The sequence below is a fragment of the Lentzea kentuckyensis genome (genome assembly GCF_002150765.1).
GTDB classification, from domain to species: Bacteria; Actinomycetota; Actinomycetes; order Mycobacteriales; family Pseudonocardiaceae; genus Lentzea; species Lentzea kentuckyensis.
Genome location: NZ_MUYM01000043.1, coordinates 19864 through 36144 on the forward strand (window position 1 = coordinate 19864; position 16281 = coordinate 36144).

At 68.3% G+C, this 16281-nt stretch carries 12 protein-coding genes; 6 read left to right on the forward strand and 6 right to left on the reverse strand.

Features of this window, described 5'->3' with window-relative positions:
* Complete coding sequence (locus B0F77_RS21140) at positions 1–1236, reverse strand: ABC transporter substrate-binding protein (RefSeq protein ID WP_086664775.1); 1236 nt, start codon at positions 1234–1236, stop codon at positions 1–3.
* A gap of 31 nt (positions 1237–1267) precedes the next feature.
* Complete coding sequence (locus B0F77_RS21145; protein ID WP_086664681.1) at positions 1268–3151, reverse strand: glycoside hydrolase family 127 protein; 1884 nt, start codon at positions 3149–3151, stop codon at positions 1268–1270.
* Between the two features lie 135 nt (positions 3152–3286).
* On the opposite strand from B0F77_RS21145, the gene B0F77_RS21150 reads away from it, so the two are divergent.
* Complete coding sequence (locus B0F77_RS21150) at positions 3287–4258, forward strand: LacI family DNA-binding transcriptional regulator (RefSeq protein ID WP_245848488.1); 972 nt, start codon at positions 3287–3289, stop codon at positions 4256–4258.
* A 3-nt stretch (positions 4259–4261) separates the two neighbouring features.
* Here B0F77_RS21150 and B0F77_RS21155 read toward each other — a convergent pair whose 3' ends face one another.
* The 3 genes from B0F77_RS21155 to B0F77_RS21165 form a co-directional block, all read right to left on the reverse strand.
* Positions 4262–4960: a metallopeptidase domain-containing protein gene (locus tag B0F77_RS21155; RefSeq protein WP_245848490.1), complete on the reverse strand. Its 699-nt coding sequence runs from the start codon at positions 4958–4960 to the stop codon at positions 4262–4264.
* Between the two features lie 77 nt (positions 4961–5037).
* A complete protein-coding gene (locus tag B0F77_RS21160; protein WP_086664682.1) occupies positions 5038–5631 on the reverse strand; it encodes a hypothetical protein in 594 nt (197 codons plus the stop codon).
* A gap of 287 nt (positions 5632–5918) precedes the next feature.
* Positions 5919–7319 (reverse strand): BNR repeat-containing protein, encoded by a 1401-nt coding sequence (locus B0F77_RS21165; RefSeq protein WP_086664683.1) that lies wholly within the window; start codon positions 7317–7319, stop codon positions 5919–5921.
* Positions 7320–7528: 209 nt separating this feature from the next.
* Between B0F77_RS21165 and B0F77_RS21170 the strand changes: the two genes are divergently transcribed.
* Together B0F77_RS21170 and B0F77_RS21175 are read left to right on the forward strand one after the other, a co-directional pair.
* Complete coding sequence (locus tag B0F77_RS21170; RefSeq protein WP_245848492.1) at positions 7529–11194, forward strand: glycoside hydrolase family 2 TIM barrel-domain containing protein; 3666 nt, start codon at positions 7529–7531, stop codon at positions 11192–11194.
* Positions 11195–11311: 117 nt separating this feature from the next.
* On the forward strand, positions 11312–11842 hold the full coding sequence (locus B0F77_RS21175) for a GNAT family N-acetyltransferase (RefSeq protein ID WP_086664684.1): 531 nt from the start codon (positions 11312–11314) through the stop codon (positions 11840–11842).
* Here the strand turns inward: B0F77_RS21175 and B0F77_RS21180 are convergent.
* Positions 11818–12594, reverse strand: coding sequence for a glycoside hydrolase family 16 protein (locus B0F77_RS21180; RefSeq protein ID WP_086664778.1), 777 nt, complete (start codon positions 12592–12594; stop codon positions 11818–11820). The genes B0F77_RS21175 and B0F77_RS21180 overlap by 25 nt on opposite strands.
* 149 nt (positions 12595–12743) lie before the next feature.
* Between B0F77_RS21180 and B0F77_RS21185 the strand changes: the two genes are divergently transcribed.
* Genes B0F77_RS21185 through B0F77_RS21195 form a run of 3 tightly spaced genes read left to right on the forward strand, consistent with a single transcriptional unit; the run spans position 12744 to position 16274 of the window.
* A complete protein-coding gene (locus B0F77_RS21185) occupies positions 12744–14267 on the forward strand; it encodes an amino acid adenylation domain-containing protein (RefSeq protein ID WP_245848494.1) in 1524 nt (507 codons plus the stop codon).
* On the forward strand, positions 14264–15490 hold the full coding sequence (locus B0F77_RS21190; protein WP_086664686.1) for a ferredoxin reductase domain-containing protein: 1227 nt from the start codon (positions 14264–14266) through the stop codon (positions 15488–15490). The genes B0F77_RS21185 and B0F77_RS21190 overlap by 4 nt, the downstream gene beginning before the upstream one ends.
* 10 nt (positions 15491–15500) lie before the next feature.
* A complete protein-coding gene (locus B0F77_RS21195) occupies positions 15501–16274 on the forward strand; it encodes an enoyl-CoA hydratase/isomerase family protein (RefSeq protein WP_086664687.1) in 774 nt (257 codons plus the stop codon).
* Positions 16275–16281 lie beyond the last annotated feature (7 nt).

The window sequence follows — 16281 nt, forward strand, 5'->3', positions numbered from 1 at the left end:
TCACTCCTGCCGCAGCGACTTGGTGATCGCCTCGTTGCCGGCCATGAGCGCCGAGCTGGCGTTGCCGAACAACGCGCCGCGCACGGTGGTCAGCCACGGCCCCTGCGGGTCGTTGAACGTGGCGTTGAAGTTGCGCGCGTACGGCGTCTTCCCCTTGGCCACCAGCCCGTTGGCCGTGACCAGCCGCGGATCCGCCGACGAGTACTTGTTCGACGCGAGGTCGGTGCGGAACGGCACGCCCTTGCGTTTCGCGATCACCTCGACCTGGGCCTCCTCGGACATCGTCCACGCCAGGAAGTCCCACGCCTGTTGCGTTTTCGCGCTCGTGGCACCGATGCCGATCGCGTCACCGCCGAGGAACGTGGACTCGCCGCCGTTGACACCGGGAATCGGCGCGAGACCCGTCTTCACGCCCTTGGCCTCGATGGCGTCGAGCCAGACCGACGGGCCGGGTGCGATGCCGACCTTCCCGCCCTGCAACGCGCCGAGCCAGGTCGGCCCCGCCTCGCCCTTCGACGCGGGCGACGCGACGCCCTGGTCGTAGAGATCGCGGTACACGGCGAAGACCTCGGCCATCTCGGGTGAGTCGACCTTCCCGCTCCGCCCGTCGTCGTCCAGCACCTCACCGCCGGCGGCCCACACCGAGGGCCAGAGCGTGAACTCGATGCACCCGCCGCAGTTGCCGCCGAAGTAGGTGCCGTGCACGTCCTCGCCGAGCTTGTCGATCTTGCGGGCGTGCTCGGCGAACTCCACGAGCGTGCGCGGCGGCTTCTCCGGGTCGAGGCCGGCCTTCGTGTAGAGGTCCTTGTTGTAGAGCATCACCGACAGGTCGATGGTGTGCGGCACGGCGAAGTTGTGGCCCTCCCACGTTCCCGCACGGACGTGGGAGGGGGCTACGGAGTCCTTGAACGGCAAGGACTTGAACTGCTCGGAGACATCGGCCCACAGACCCTGGGCCGCGTACTGCGGGGCGAACACCACGTCCGCGGCGAAGAGGTCCGGCAACGACTTGGCACCCGCGGCCGAGGCCAGCTTCGCCGGGTACTCCTCGTTGGGATACGCGCTGACCTCGACCTTGTTGCGATGCGAGGCGTTGTAGGCGTCGGCATAGGCCTTCGACACCGACTCGGTCGCCGCACGGGTCCACAGCGTGAGGGTCGCACCGTCGTCGGCGGCACCGGTTTTCTCCGCACCGCACGCGGCGGTGGCCAGCAGCAGTGTGACTGCCGCGAGCATCGCTTTCACTGTCTCTCCTTTGAGACTGTGGTCAGGCGCAGGGAAGCCAGACCCGCATGGTGGACGGGCCTCGGCGGGCCCAGCGGTGGTAAGGCGTCAGGTGCAGCGGGACGGACGTGCCGGGTCTCGCCGACGGTTCCCCGTACGGCCAGGAGGAATCGAGCAGGGACTCGAACCGGGCCCGCACCACCGCGCCGTCGCCCGCCTGCTCCGGGGTGTGCCCGACGCAGACCCGCAGCGCGTCGAGGTCGTTCTCCCCCAACGACTCGGCGCACAGCACGAGCGGCCCGCGTTCGACCGCGACACAGCCGCGCACCGCGTCGATGCGCGGATCCGGCCAGGTGAACCGGGGCTGCGTCGGCAGCTCCAGCCGGATCTCCTGGCCCGCCGCCCAGTCGCGGGTCAGGACGACGTCTCCTGGTGCGACCGGGCGGCGCTCGTGATCCACGACGAGCACCGCCCCGGTCGCCCAGTCGGGGACGCGCAGGGTGATGGACCAGGGACCGCCGCTCCTGGCCACCCGCACGGCCACGTCTCCGCCTTCCGGGTACGACGTGCGCACCTCGATGCCGACCTGGCGGCCGTCGGCGAGCCTGGTCTCCACCTCGCAGTCCGCGTATTGGTGCAGCCGCAGGCCGGTGTCGTCAGCGGTGACGAGGTACGACGAGAGGCTGGCCAGCAACCGGGCGATGTTCGGCAGGCAGCACGACACCTCACGCCACGGCGCCCTGAGTCCGCCGACGTCGAGCCGTTCACCGTCGGTCTGCGTCTGGACGATCGTGCGCTGGTGCAACGTGTTGGCGTAGAAGAAACTCCGGCCGTCATCGCCGATCGCGCCCGCGATCAGGTTGTGCAGCACCCGGTCCACGACACCGGCGTAGCGGTTGTCTCCGGTGGCCAGGAGCAGGCGCTGGGCGAGCATGACGGTGGCCACGCCCGCACACGTTTCGGCGTACGCGCGGTCGGGGGGCAACACGAAGTCGTCGCCGAACGCCTCGTCCTGGTGCCGCGACCCCATGCCGCCGGTGATGTGCGTGCGGCGTGCCCACGCACGGTCGAACTGCTCGGCCACCGCTCCCAGCAGGTCGTCGTCGCCGGTCTCGACGGCCACGTCCACGGCTCCGGCCGCCAGGTACAGCGAGCGCACCGCGTGTCCCCGCAGGACTGTCGCCTTGCGCACCGGGATGTCGTCGTTGAAGTAGGACCAGCCGAACTCGTGCGCGGGCAGGGTGCGGTAGCCGCGCCGCTCGACGAACGACGCGGCCTGGTCGAGGTAGCGCTGCTCCCCCGTCAGCCGCGCGAGTTCCACCAGCGCGGTCTCGATCTCCGGATGCCCGCAGACACCGGTGCCGTCCGGCCCGAACGTCGCGCAGACGTGGTCGGCGGCGCGGCGGGCGACGTCCAGCAACGGCCCGGCGCCCGCGTTCCTCGTCCTGGCGACCGCCGCCTGCAGCAGGTGCCCGACGCAGTAGAGCTCGTGTCCCCACGCCAGATCGCCGTAGCGGGGCCGTTGCCAGTCCCGGCCGAACGACGTGCTGAGGTAGCCGTCCTCGGCCTGGGCGGCGGCGATCTGGGACGTGAGCGTGTCGATGCGCGCGTCGAGTGCCGGGTCCGCGGATCTGCCGTGTTCCCACGACATCGCCTCGACGATCTTGTAGACCTCGGAGTCGGAGAACTCCCGGCCCTTGCGCTCCCGTGACCCGGAACCGTTGCCGACGGTGGTGAAGTTGCCGGTCCAGCCCAGCTCGTCCATCCACTCCAGCGCGTGGCCGAGCGTCGCCTCGCCGTTCACCCGCTGCCGGGGAGCCCAGAAGCCACCGGTGACGCGCACCTCGTCCGTCCCGAGTGGACGGAGAGGCCCGCGGGACGGGACCACCGGTCCGCGGATCGACTGGGTGTTGCGCTTCGTTGCCACACCACGCACTCTGGAGACCGAAAACGATTTCGACAATGCGCCATCAGGAGCAGAAATCGTCGAACACGCAGTCGAACCTGCTTCGAAAGGATTTCGATGGGCAGACGGCGTTCTGAGGCTGTGACCCTCGGGGACGTGGCGAAGCGGGCGGGCGTGTCCATCGCCACCGCGTCCAAAGCGATCAACGACCGTGGCGAGGTCGCCGCGGCCACACGCGCGCGCGTGTTGCGGGCGGCGGCCGAACTGTCGTTCCAGCCCAACGTTCTGGCGCAGGCCCTGGTGGCCGGCCGCACCCGCGCGATCGGCCTGCTCACCGACGAGTTCGACGGCCGCTTCGCCATCCCGATCCTGCTCGGCGCCGAGAACGCGTTGTCCAACCAGGAGATGTCGGTGCTGCTGTGCGACACCCGCGGCGACGCGATCCGCCGCAACCACTACATCCGCACGCTGCTGGCCCGCCAGGTCGACGGGTTCATCGTGGTGGGAGACAGCAACGACGTCCGCACGTCGCTCACCGCGGACCTCCCGGTGCCGGCCGTGTACGTCTACTGCAGATCGAGCAACCCGGACGACCTCAGCCTCGTCTCCGACGACTCTGGCGGGGCCCGGCTCGCGATCGAGCACCTGATGGCGTTGCAGCGCAAGCACATCGGCCACATCACCGGCCCGCAGCACTACCGCGCCGCCCGCGATCGCGCGGCCGCGGTGCACGCCGTGCTGGCCGAGCAGGGCCTGTCGCTCGCGGGCGGTCAGCCGTTGCACGGCGAGTGGTCGCAGCGCTGGGGCCGGCACGCCGCCCGCGTCCTGGTCGCCACCGCGCCCGAGGTCGACGCGATCTTCTGCGGCAACGACCAGATCGCGAGCGGCGTCACCCAGGCCCTCACCGACCTCGGCCGGCGCGTCCCGGACGACGTCGCGATCGTCGGGTACGACAACTGGGAGATCTTCGCCGCGGACTGCAAGCCGCCGCTCACCACGATCGATCTCAACCTCCAGCAGCTCGGCACGACCGCCGTGACGCACCTGTTCGCGGCGCTCGAGGGCAACCCCGCGGCCGGTGTCGTCCGGCAGCCGTGCCGGCTCGTGGTGCGCGAGTCCACCGCGTGACGGTCAGGACAGGAAACCGCCGTACCGTCCGTTTCGGATCGCGTTCTTCTGTTGCTCGTTGAAGTGCGTGTTCGGGTAGTCGTAGAACGACGCGGACATCGGTGTGCCGTCGGTGAACGACGAGTCAGGCAAACCGAAGGCGTGGCCCAGTTCGTGGACCATGCCGCCGTACCAGCGGTTCATCGGACCGTTGATACCGGCCGCACCGTCCGCGTCGTGTCCGGAGAGGATCACCCAGCCGTTGCCGCCACCTCCGCCCGCGCCCGGTCCTTCCGCGCTGACCTCCCCGACGTTGAGCCACCGGTTGTCCGGTGCGCCGAGGCTCAGCCTGCGCAGGAGTTCCTGCTGCATGTTGAACACCGACCACCAGTACCGGTCGGGGCCGTTGGGCGTGTTCTCGTACCAACTGCGGTTGTGCTCACCGGTGATCACCTCGACCACTGGGGTGTTGAGCTGGAACGTCTTGCCCAGTTCCTGCTTGTAGTACCGCTGGGCCTCCTGCATGACGCGGGCGATCCCGTCCGGGTAGCGCGTGTCGTTGGCAACGTCGTAGGGCCGCAACCAGTAGACCCGCACGGTCTTCGTGGGTGGTGCCTGCACCGCGTCCGCCGCCGCCAGCGGCGTCGTCGTGGCGAGCAGGCAGATCATCGTCAGCAGCACCGCACGAATGCGGCCGCGCGAAAACTTTTCGAAATCAATCATTCAAAGAAATCTCCTCTTCGAATGAAGGTTCGACAAACATTCGCGAGATCGACGATTCCACGAAAACAATTTCGGGGTCACAGGCCGTCGCGCACCATCGCCTCGACGATCTTGACGTGCCGGTCGGCGTTGGTCTGCGAGAACTCGCTGTCGTAGTTCAGCCCGTACGGCCAGAAGTGCTGGCTGTCGCAGCTGATCTTGCCGCTGGAACCGTCGTACTGCCGCACGAGCGCGGTGGTCGCCGCGCCCTTGAAGGTGCCACCACAACCGAGAGATCCCCATTTTCCACTTGTACCGACACCGATGGTGTGGCCGATTTCGTGCAGCGCCGTGCGTTCGTTCATGGAACCGGTGCTGCCGAACCGGATCGTCCCGTTGATGTTGCCGTTCGCCGTCGGCACCGAGGGGTCGTAATGCGCGGTGATGCTCTTGGTGAGACCGCTCAGGTTGTTGTAGCGCGCCACCGCGGCGTTCATCGCACGGGTGATCAGGTCGTACGCGCGCTGCTGGTCGGCCGTCGGGTTCTGGGCCCGGACCAGCCTCCAGGACAGCGTGCCTTGCTGCGTCACCTCGGTGGAAGCCGGTGAGGCGGCCACAGCGACCGCCGGCGTGATCAGCGCGAGAGCGGCCGCACAGGCCACGAGCGCGCCACTGAGTCGGGACAACGACATGTTGGTCCTCCTAGTGCTGGGCAACTGACCAGAAGCCATGTCCGAAACCTGGACTCGTTGGTGCTGAATGGCGTCTGCAAGTACCACCAACCCTTGATCGAATCGCCGCCAACTACACCCAACCCGCTCGTCGCCCGCCGAACCGCCGCCGCGTCCCTCAGACCACAACGGCCCTGTTGGTAGTAGAGAAGTGCTTGTTGATCATGGGTTGGCGGTACTTGCAGACGCCATCAAGGCAGGGCGCGGGTTCGGCGGGCGGGTGAGGGACACAACTTCTGGCCGCCTGCTCAGCCGAGCCGGAAGTCGGCGACGCGAATCGCCGACGGCGTGGTGCCGCTGGAGGTTTGCTGGTACTGCACCGAAAGGATGCCCAGCGACGCGACGCGGGACGTGTCGACGTTGACCTCTCCGAACGCCTGCAGGGACGGGCGGTCGAACACGGTCGTCCAGTCCGTCCAGCCGCTCGCCTTGCTCGCCGCCACGATCTTGCCGCGCGGCATCACCAGGTAGGCGTTGTCGGCGCGGTCGAGCACGATCTTCGTGCGCTGGGTGTGGTTCGGCGGGATCGGGACCTCCATCTTGGTCCACCTTCCGTCCGCGCCGCGGAAGACGTGGAACGTGCGGCCGTACTGCGCGCGCTGCTGGGCGTAGTTCGAGACGCACTGGGTGAAGCGGCCGGGCACGTAGCTGATCACCACGTGCGGCCGGCCGTTCGCGTCCACCGCCTGACTCTCCTGGTTCATCAGGCCGTGGTTCGGGTCGAGCGGATCGGCCACCAGGCCCGGCGAGGTCACGCTGACCGGCGCGCCACCGGTCGTGCCGACGACGGTTCCCGCGCCGTTGCGCCAGGTTCGGCCGCGGTCGTCGCTGTAGACGTAGCCGGTGTCGTGGTTGGTCAGTCCGCCCGAGTTGCAGAGCACACCCGCATTGCCTTCACGCCAGGTGAAAGCGGCGTGCAACCGTCCACTTCGGTCGTAGTTGAGGCCGTGCAGGTACATGTTGCGGGTGTTCGAGACCACGCCGTTCGGACCGGTGTACGAGCCGGTGGCCGACGACCAGCCGCCGAGCTTGCGCCACGTGCCGCCGTCGTACTCGGCCAGCTCGTTGACGCCGTTGCCGGAGCCACCGGTGCGGTAGCTGAACTGCAGTCTTCCTTCTGGTGTCACCAGGAACTGCGGGTAGGTCATCGAACCGAGCTCGACGCCACCGAGCGTCCGCTGCACCCCGCCGAACGACGCGGCGTTCCACGGCTGGCCGCCGATCGCGAGACCGGCCTTGGAGCGCAGGTAGAACAGACGGGTGTTGTGGGTGTCCAGGGCGACGTGGATCGTGTTGTCCTGCGGGGAGACTCCCAGCGAGATCACGTTGTGCGAGTCGTCGACGCTGAGCTGGTGCGGCAACACCACGGTCTCCCACGCCGTGCTGCCCAGACTCCGGCGGGCGATCACGGCGTTGCGGCTGCCGGTGTACCAGGTGGCGTACTGACGGCCCTGGTAGGTCAGGATCGCGTCCTGCTGGAACGAGTTGTTGTTCACCAACCCGTCGTACGAGACGAAGTACAACGCCGACGGGTCGAGCAGGGTGTCGCTGACGAGGCTCACGACCGGTGCCGCGTGCGCGGTCCCGGGCACGGAGAGCGAAGCGGCGACGACAGCCGCGGTCAGCAGATGAGGGAGCGTCCTGGCCATGGCCCCGGAGCGTGCTGTCGAACAAAATCGAACGCAAGAGACAACCCGTTCGATAACAGTGTTCGACCTGTGAACCACGCGGACCTCGTGGCCCCTTGTCGCGTTCGAATACCGACTGTTCACTTGTGTTCATTTCTGTCTGAACATGGAGGTTCAGCGTGCGGCGCGCGATCGTTCTTGCGACAGTGATGTTGGTTGCGGCGGGTTCGATGACACCGATCGCCGCCGCCGTCGACCCCCCTCCTGACGTGCACACCTATCTGGAAGATCCGCGCAAGATCGAGGAGGGGCAGGAGCCGCACCACGCGTTGCTGCTTCCGCAGGCCGACGTGGCCGCCGCCGTGCGCCACGCCGAGCGCACGCCGTTCACGCAGTCGCTGGACGGCAAGTGGCGGATCTCCATGGCGGACAAGCCGGCCGACGTGCCGGCGCGGTTCTACGCCGACGACTACGACACCTCGCGCTGGCGCACGGTGACCGTGCCGCACACGTGGCAGACCGACGGCCTGGACCACCCGATCTTCCGCAACATCGCCACCGAGGTGCAGCCGGACGACCCGCCCCGCGTCCCCCGCGACGTGAACCCGACCGGCGCGTACGTCCGCGACTTCGACGTGCCGGCCAACTGGACCAAGCGCGCCACGTTCCTGCGCTTCGAAGGCGTGACGTCGGGCTACTTCGTGTGGGTCAACGGCAAGTACGTCGGCTACGACCAGGGTGGCTACACCCCGGCGGAGTTCGACATCTCCTCCGCGCTGCGACCGGGCCGCAACAAGATCGCCGTGCAGGTGCACCGCTGGAGCGCCGGTTCCTACCTCGAGGACTACGACCAGTGGCGGTACTCGGGCATCTTCCGCTCGGTGTCGCTGTACTCGACGCCCGCCACGTTCATCCAGGACGTCACCCTCAAGACCGATCTCGACGCCACCTACACCGACGCGACCCTCACCGCCGACGTCGAGCTCGGCCACAAGCCCGGCGGCACCACCGGAAAGCACCGCGTCACCGCCAGCCTGCGTGACGCCAAAGGCAGGGAGGTCGGGTCGGCGAGCCAGGAAACCGAGGGCAGCACGGCACGTCTGACGTTGCCGGTGCGCAACCCGGCCAAGTGGACCGACGAGACGCCGAACCTCTACACCGTCGTGCTGACGCTCGCCGCGCCCGACGGGAAGATCACGCACATCACCAGTGACACCACCGGTTTCCGCAAGATCGAGATCCGCGACCGGACGTTGCTGGTCAACGGGAAACGCGTGCTGTTCAAGGGCGTCAACCGCGCCGAGACCGACCCGGACCACGGCCGGCACGTGCCCCGCAAGGCGCAGGAACGCGACGTGGCGCTGATGGAGCAGCTCAACGTCAACGCCGTCCGCACCTCGCACTACCCGAGCGACCCGTACTTCTACGACCTCGCCGACCGCAACGGCATCTGGATCGACGACGAGGTCGACATCGAGACCCACAACCACGAGAACTGCTCCCGGTGGTGTCAGGCCAACCAGCCGGAGTGGCGCGACACGTTCATGGACCGGATGATCGCCATGGTCGAGCGGGACAAGAACCACCCGAGCGTCTTCATGTGGGACACCGGAAACGAGGCCGGACTCGGCGCGCACCACTACGAGATGGCGAAGTGGGTCAAGGCCAACGACCCGTCCCGCCCGGTCTACCACCAGTCGAACAACCCCGACGGTGACGCGCCGTTCGCCGACGTGTGGGGCCCGCGCTACCCGTCGCCGGAGCGGTTCGCCGAACAGGCGAAGACCACGACCAAGCCGCTGATCTTCGGCGAGTACGCGCACGCGATGGGCAACAGCCTCGGCAACTTCCGCGAGTTCTGGGACATCATCCGCGCCAACCCGCAGACCCAGGGCGGGTTCATCTGGGACTGGGCCGAGCAGAACATCAGGCAGAAGACCCGCGTCGCGCCGGACAGTTCCGGCAACAACATCACCGCGCTGCTCTCCGGCGCGCCGAAGCTCGTCGACGGCCACCGCGGCAAGGCCCTGTCGTTGTCCGGGCTCGACGACTTCGTGGAGGTCTACCGCGACCGCAAGCTCGACATCACCGGCACGGCGCTGACGCTGGACGCGTGGGTCAAGCCCGGCAAGTGGACCGGGCAGTTCCCGATCATCGCCAAGGGCGACCACCAGTGGACGCTCAAGATGAAGAACGAGACCACGCTGGAGTTCTTCATCCACAGCGGCACGTGGCGCGCCGTGCAGGCGAAGGTGCCCGCCGACTTCTACGACAGGTGGCACCGGGTCAGCGGCACCTACGACGGCACCGCGATCCGGCTGTACATCGACGGCGCGGAGGTCGGCTCGTTGCCGTTCACCGGCGCGATCGACTACTCGGCGGCGGACGTGAACATCGGCCGCGACTTCGAGATGTCGTGGAACGACCCGTCGACCGTCACCAGGCTCTCCCACGGAGACGTCGACGACGTGCGGATCTACAACCGGGCGCTGTCCCCCGCCGAGTTGAACGCCTCGCCGCCGGCCGGTGGCGCGGTGCTGGCGCTGGACTTCGACAGCGTGCGGGAACGCGGCACGCACTTCGCGTACGGATCGACGCTGTCCGGTGTGGACGGTCTGATCAACACCGACCGCACCACGCAGCCCGAGACGCTGCAGATGGCGTGGGCACACCAGCCGATCCGGTTCGCCTACTCCACCGGCGTGCTGTCGGTGACCAACGAACGCCAGTTCACCGGTACCGACGACCTCACCCTGCGGTGGCGGGTCACCGAGGGGTCGCGGGTGGTGAAGGACGGCTCGCAACCGTTGCGGGTCGCCAGCGCCTCGACGGCTGCCATCCCGCTGCCGGTGCCGGCCAACAACGCCGACCGCGAACGGTTCCTGACCGTCGAAACGGTCACGTCTGATGGGCACGCGCTCGCGCACGACCAGTTCTCGCTGGGCGGCAGCCGCGTTCCCGGTCTCGACAAGGCACCGCTCGACTGGGCCGTCGTGTTCACCCAGGAGGACGCGGCCAAGGTCACCGCGACGGCCGCCGGCGCGACCTACACGGTGGACAAGAAGTCCGGCGCCCTCACGTCCATCAAGTCGTGGGGACGGGAACTGCTCACCAGCGGCCCGAAGCTCGACGCGTGGCGTGCGCCGATCAGCAACGAGACCTACACGTGGGGCCGCGCGGAGGGTGAGGACTGGCGCAAGGCGGGCCTCGACCGCCTGGAGACCACCGTGAACGGCGTGCGGGTGGAGAAGGACGGCCTCAAGACCACCCGGATCATCGTGGACAGCAAGGTGGCGGCACCCGGCGTGACCGGGGCGTGGTTCGACCAGACGATGGTGTACTCGGTGGACTCGGCCGGCGTGCTGCGGCTCGGCCACCGGGTGACGCCGCAGGGGTCGATGCGGACGCTGCCCTACCTGCCCCGCATCGGCGTCCAGTTGTCCGTGCCCGACCGCTACGACGAGTTCTCCTGGTACGGCCGCAAGGCGGAGAGCTATGTCGACCGCAAGGACGGCACGCCGATCGGGGTGCAGTCGACCTCGGTGGCCGACCAGTACGTCGAGTACCACCGCCCGCAGGACCACGGCAACCACACCGACACCCGGTGGGCGCTGCTCACCGACGGCCGCACGTCGGGCCTGCTGGTGTCGGGCGTCAAGGACGTCAGCGTGACGCAGTACGACGACCTCGAACGCGCCGCGTACCCGTTCATGTTGCAGCGCAACAAGGGCTACGTCACGCTGCACGCCGATCACGCCGTGACCGGCGTCGGTGACACGCCGAACCCGGTGCGGCAACGCAACCAGGTCCGGCCTGACAGCACCTACGACTACACCATCACGATGCGGCCGTTGACGTCGCAGGAGGCCTGGTCAGGCAAACCGGCGGGTGCCTGACCGGAGGAGGCCCGCAGACTGGCCATGAACGGCGCTTTTGTGGACCTGTGGTCCACAAAAGCGCCGTTCATGGCCAGCTCGCGAGCCAATCCCCACCCTGTTGCATATGATGTGCAAGTGCACGAATATTGCATCAGGACGGCCGGGCCGGACGACCTCGGTGGAGCGCGGGCGGTGATGCTCGACGCGCTCTACCGCGACTTCGGCACGGGGTACGTACCGGAGTGGCACGAGGACGTGATCGACCTCACCGGGTACTACCTCACCCCGCGACGCCACGTCCTGCTGGTCGCGGTCGACCAGCAGGGCGCGATCGCCGCGACCGCGGCGCTGGACTCCCGCGGTCCCCGGACTCCCGAGTGGCTCGCGGCGCGCTACCCCTCCGGGCGGACCGCCCAGCTGCGCCGCGTGTACGTCGGTCCGGAACACCGCCGGCGTGGTCTCGCCCGCGCGCTGGTGACCGAACTGCTGGAGTTCGCCCAGGCGGATGGCGGCTACGACTCGGTCTACCTGCACGCGTACCGCCACTCACCCGGCGCGCTCGACCTCTGGCACGCCCTCGGCGAGGTCGTGTGGGACGAGGAGGGCGTGGTGCACTTCGAGATCGCCACGCCGAGCCGGGCTCACGCGCGCGTCCGTCCGATGTAGACGTTGCGCGCCCGGTAGACCGTGTCCGCAGTCGGGCCGGGACTGCCGGACGAGCCCTCCATCTGCAGGTTGATGATCACCCACAGCGGTTTGCCGACGAAGTTCCTCGCACTGTGCTGGGCGATCCATTTGCCGTCGAGGTAGTAGTGGATGTCGACGTCGGTGTTGTTCACCTTGGTGATCCAGGCCCGGTAGGTGTGCCAGGAGCCGGGTGAGGACACGCCGACGATCGAGCTCGACACGTCACTGGACGTCCGGAAGGTGTTGAACCAGTTCCGGTTGTCCCCCTTGAACTCCAGGATGTCGCTTTCGGGTGGCCAGCTGTTGACCCCGGTCAGCCAGAACGCGGGCCACGTGCCGCGGGCCGACGGTGCCTGGAAGTCGCCTTTGACCTCCCAGCTGGGGAACTGGTTGTTCACCACGACGTGCTCCTTGGCGTGGATCGCGCCGGAGTGGTAGCGGATGGGCAGGTGCGGGACGGCCCCGCTGTTGCCCTCGTCCCACGAAATCCGCGTCGCTTTCAGGGTCAGCACGCCGCCGGACAACGACACGTGATTGTGGTCGCCGGCGCTCGCGTACATCCGGGCCGAGCCGTTGTGGTCCGAGCCCCACGGATAACGGTAGTTCCACTCCGACTCCAGCGCACCGTAGCCGCCGAAGGAACCTGTTCCGATCACGTCCTCCCAGGTCGCCGCATGCGCGGGACCAGGAATGAAGGTGATGAGCAAAAGTACAGCCGCCGCAATTCTCATTTTTTCACTGTGAAGCAAGAACTTGTTGTTGTACAACAGGTTCGTCGATTCGACAGAGGTTCTGTTCGACGTGAACAAAGTGAGGGTGTGTCTCGTTCAGAACGGGTGACCGCGCAACGCTTCCGAAAGGCCACCCTGCAGTGAATGCCGTGTTCCGCGATACCGCACTGCGCGACCTGCCACCGCCGGACCGCGCGTTGTTCCAGTCGTTCGGCGCCGGTCCGATCAGGACCCCGTCGTTCCACCACATCCACCACGCGGTCGAGAAACAGGCCGCGCTGCATCCTGACCTCGTCGCCGTGGAACACCTCGGCGAGTCGATTTCCTATGCCGAGCTGAACCGCAGAGCCGAACTGCTGGCCGAACTGCTGACCCGTGCGGGAGTGCGTCCGGGTGAGCGGGTCGGTCTGTTCCTCACCCGGTCGATCTCGATGGTCGTCGGAGTTCTCGGCATCCTCAAGGCGGGCGCGGCTTATGTGCCACAGGACGTCCGCATCGCGCCGGAAGTCCACTTGCGACACATCGTCCGCACCGCGCGCATGAATTTCGTGCTCACCACGAGCGAGCACGAGGCGGCGCTGCCCCGCAGCCTGGGGACGATCATCGCGATCGACCGCGTGCCCGACGCCACCGAGTTCTGCCGCACCACCACCGAGACCTCGGACATCGCGGCCGTCATCTTCACCTCCGGCACCACCGGACGGCCCAACGGCGTGCAGGTCTCGCACGCCAACCTGTGCAACGTCCTGCTGACCGCGCCCGGATGCCTCGGCGTCGAGCCGGGCACCAGGGTGGCGCAACTGCTGAACATCGCGTTCGACATGGCGATGTGGGAGATACTCGGCACGCTGGCACACGGCGGCACGCTGGTGATCCGCGGCGCAGACATCGAGCGGACGGCGAGCACTGTGGACGTCGTCATCGCCACGCCGAGCGTGCTGGCGTCGCTGGATCCCGCCGTGTGCCGCCGAGTTCGGACGATCGCGGTGGCCGGCGAGAGGTGCCCGCAGTCGCTGGCCGACAGGTGGGCCAGCCAGGCCGCCTTCCACAACGCGTGCGGCCCCACCGAGGTCACCATCGTCAACACGGTGCAGCGGTACGTGCCGGGTGATCAGCTGACGATCGGCCGGCCGGTGCCGAACACCACGGTGTACGTGCTCGACGAGAACCTGCGGCCGTGCCGCATCGGCGAGGTCGGCGAGATGTGGGCGGGCGGTGAGTGCGTGACCGCGGGGTATCTGGGTGACCCCGCGCTGACGGCCGAACGCTACCTCCCGGACCCGTTCCTCGGCGGCGACCACCTGATGTTCCGCACCCGCGACCTCGGCCGGTGGACACCGGAGGGTCTGCTGGAACACCACGGCCGCACCGACGACCAGGTCAAGGTGCGCGGGTTTCGGGTCGAACTGGACGCCGTGACGTCGGCGCTGGAACGCGCGGCCGACTGCAGCCGAGCCACGACCCTGCTGCACAACGGCAGGCTCGTCGGGTTCATCAGCCCGGCCAGCGCGGTGCCGGAGCAGGCCCGCCGGGCGGTCGCGGAGCGGTTGCCGTACTACTGCGTGCCCACGGTGATCGTGCCGGTCGACACGCTGCCGACCACGGATCGCGGCAAGGTCGACCGGCGCGCGTTGCTGTCGCGTTTGGACGGACAGAAGGAAACCGTGGCATGACCTCGGTCCGCGCAGTCCAGCTGCCCCCTGCCGACCGGTCCTGGCGCACGATCCTGCGCCGCCGCCCGTTCACCCACCACAACCGGCTCGTCGCCGCCGTCGTGCTGGTCAACCTCTGTTTCATCGGCTCGTGGGACGCCGACCGGCTGACCGCTCTGGTCGTCGCCAACCTCACGCTGGCCGCGCTCATCCGCCAGCAGCTCGTGATCAACCTGCTGTTCTGGCTCGCCACCAGCGCGCCGACGCGATGGCCGTTGCGGATCCGCTGGACGCTCGGCAAGGTCTACCACTTCGGCGGACTGCACGTCGGCGCCGCGATCTGCGCCACCGCGTGGTTCCTCGTGCTGGCCGCCACGACGACGGGACCACCACTCGTCCTGGCGCTGACCTGGACGATCATGGCCCTGCTCGGCACGCTCGTCGTGCTCGCACTCCCCCGGCTGCGGGCCAAGCGGCACAACCTGTTCGAGCGCGCGCACCGGTTCGGCGGGTGGGCCGTACTCGTGTTGTTCGGCGTGCTGTCCGCGGTGTCCAACCCCGTCTTCCTCTGGCCCCTCGCCCTCGTGGTGGCCAGTGTGGCGTTGCCGTGGCTGAGGCTGCGGCGGGTTCCCGTGCACATCGTCAGTCCGTCGCCGCACGTCGCGCTCGTGTCGTTCGACCACGGTGTCACGCCGTTCGCGGGTTCGTCGACGACGGTGAGCCGCAATCCGTTGCTGGAGTGGCATTCCTTCGCGAACGTCCCGGCGCCGGGCCGCTCCGGCTTCCGGCTGACGATCTCCCGCGCGGGTGACTGGACCGGGAAGTTCATCGCGGACCAGCCGAGTCACGTGTGGGTCAAGGGCATTCCGACGGCGGGTGTCGGCAACATCGACAAGCTCTTCACGAGGGTGGTGTGGGTCGCCACGGGTAGCGGCATCGGTCCGTGCCTACCTCACTTGCTGGCCGGCGATACGCCGTCGGTGTTGGTGTGGTCGACCCGCAACCCCCGCCGCACCTACGGCGACGCGCTGGTCGACGAGATCCTCGGTGTGCAGCCCGACGCTGTTGTTTGGGACACCGAGAGCCAGGGCAAACCCGATCTGGTCGCGCTCGCGTACGACGCGTGCAAGCGGTTCGACGCGGAAGCGGTCATCTGCATCTCCAACAAACCCACCACCTGGCACGTCGTCGAAGAGCTGGAAGCCAGAGGAATCCCGGCCTACGGCGCCATCTGGGACTCGTGAGGAGACCACCGTGGACTATCAGACACTGCTGCTCGACGAGCACGACGACGTCCTGACGGTGACCGTGCACCGACCACCGGCGCGCAACGCGTTGTCCCAGCGGACACTCACCGAACTGCGCCACCTCCTCGCGACCTTCGCGGGCCCGCGCGCGCTCCTGCTCACCGGCTCGGTTGGACCCGCGTTCATCGCCGGCGCGGACATCCGCGAGATGGCCGCGATGACGCCGGAGGAGGGCGAGCAGTTCGGCGCGCTGGGCCAGGAGGTGACCCGGCTGCTCGAACAGCTCCCGGTCCCGGTGATCGCGTGCGTGGACGGGTACGCGCTCGGCGGCGGTTGTGAGATGGCGATGGCGTGCGACTTCGTCTACGCCACCCGCAAGGCCGTGTTCGGCCAGCCGGAGGTGTTGCTGGGCCTCATCCCCGGCTTCGGCGGCTGCGTCCGGCTGTTCCGGCGGGTCGGCATCGCCAAAGCCCGCGAGCTCATCTACTCCGGCCGCCGCGTCGACGCCGCGGAGGCGCATCGGCTCGGCCTGGTGAACGAGGTCTTCGACAACCGCGAGGAGATGTTCGCCGCCGCCCGGCTCGTGCTCGCCGACATCGCGGCGAACTCCCCCGCCGCCGTCTCGGCCTGCAAGTCGGTGCTCGACGCGGTGGACGGCCTGAGTGTCGACGAAGGACTGCGGGTGGAGCTCGAAGCGTTCCGCGAAGCGTTCACGACCACCGACATGCGAGAGGGCACAGACGCGTTCCTGTCCAAGCGGGCGCCCACGTTCCGGACCTAGGGGGTGC

What these genes read in the sequence shown, in the direction of transcription:
- B0F77_RS21155 (WP_245848490.1), bottom strand. Translation starts at nt 4,960, where the DNA reads ATGATTGATTTCGAAAAGTTTTCGCGCGGCCGCATTCGTGCGGTGCTG.
- B0F77_RS21165 (WP_086664683.1), bottom strand. Translation starts at nt 7,319, where the DNA reads ATGGCCAGGACGCTCCCTCATCTGCTGACCGCGGCTGTCGTCGCCGCT.
- B0F77_RS21140 (WP_086664775.1), bottom strand. Translation starts at nt 1,236, where the DNA reads ATGCTCGCGGCAGTCACACTGCTGCTGGCCACCGCCGCGTGCGGTGCG.
- B0F77_RS21180 (WP_086664778.1), bottom strand. Translation starts at nt 12,594, where the DNA reads ATGAGAATTGCGGCGGCTGTACTTTTGCTCATCACCTTCATTCCTGGT.
- B0F77_RS21170 (WP_245848492.1), top strand. Translation starts at nt 7,529, where the DNA reads ATGACACCGATCGCCGCCGCCGTCGACCCCCCTCCTGACGTGCACACC.
- B0F77_RS21190 (WP_086664686.1), top strand. Translation starts at nt 14,264, where the DNA reads ATGACCTCGGTCCGCGCAGTCCAGCTGCCCCCTGCCGACCGGTCCTGG.
- B0F77_RS21160 (WP_086664682.1), bottom strand. Translation starts at nt 5,631, where the DNA reads ATGTCGTTGTCCCGACTCAGTGGCGCGCTCGTGGCCTGTGCGGCCGCT.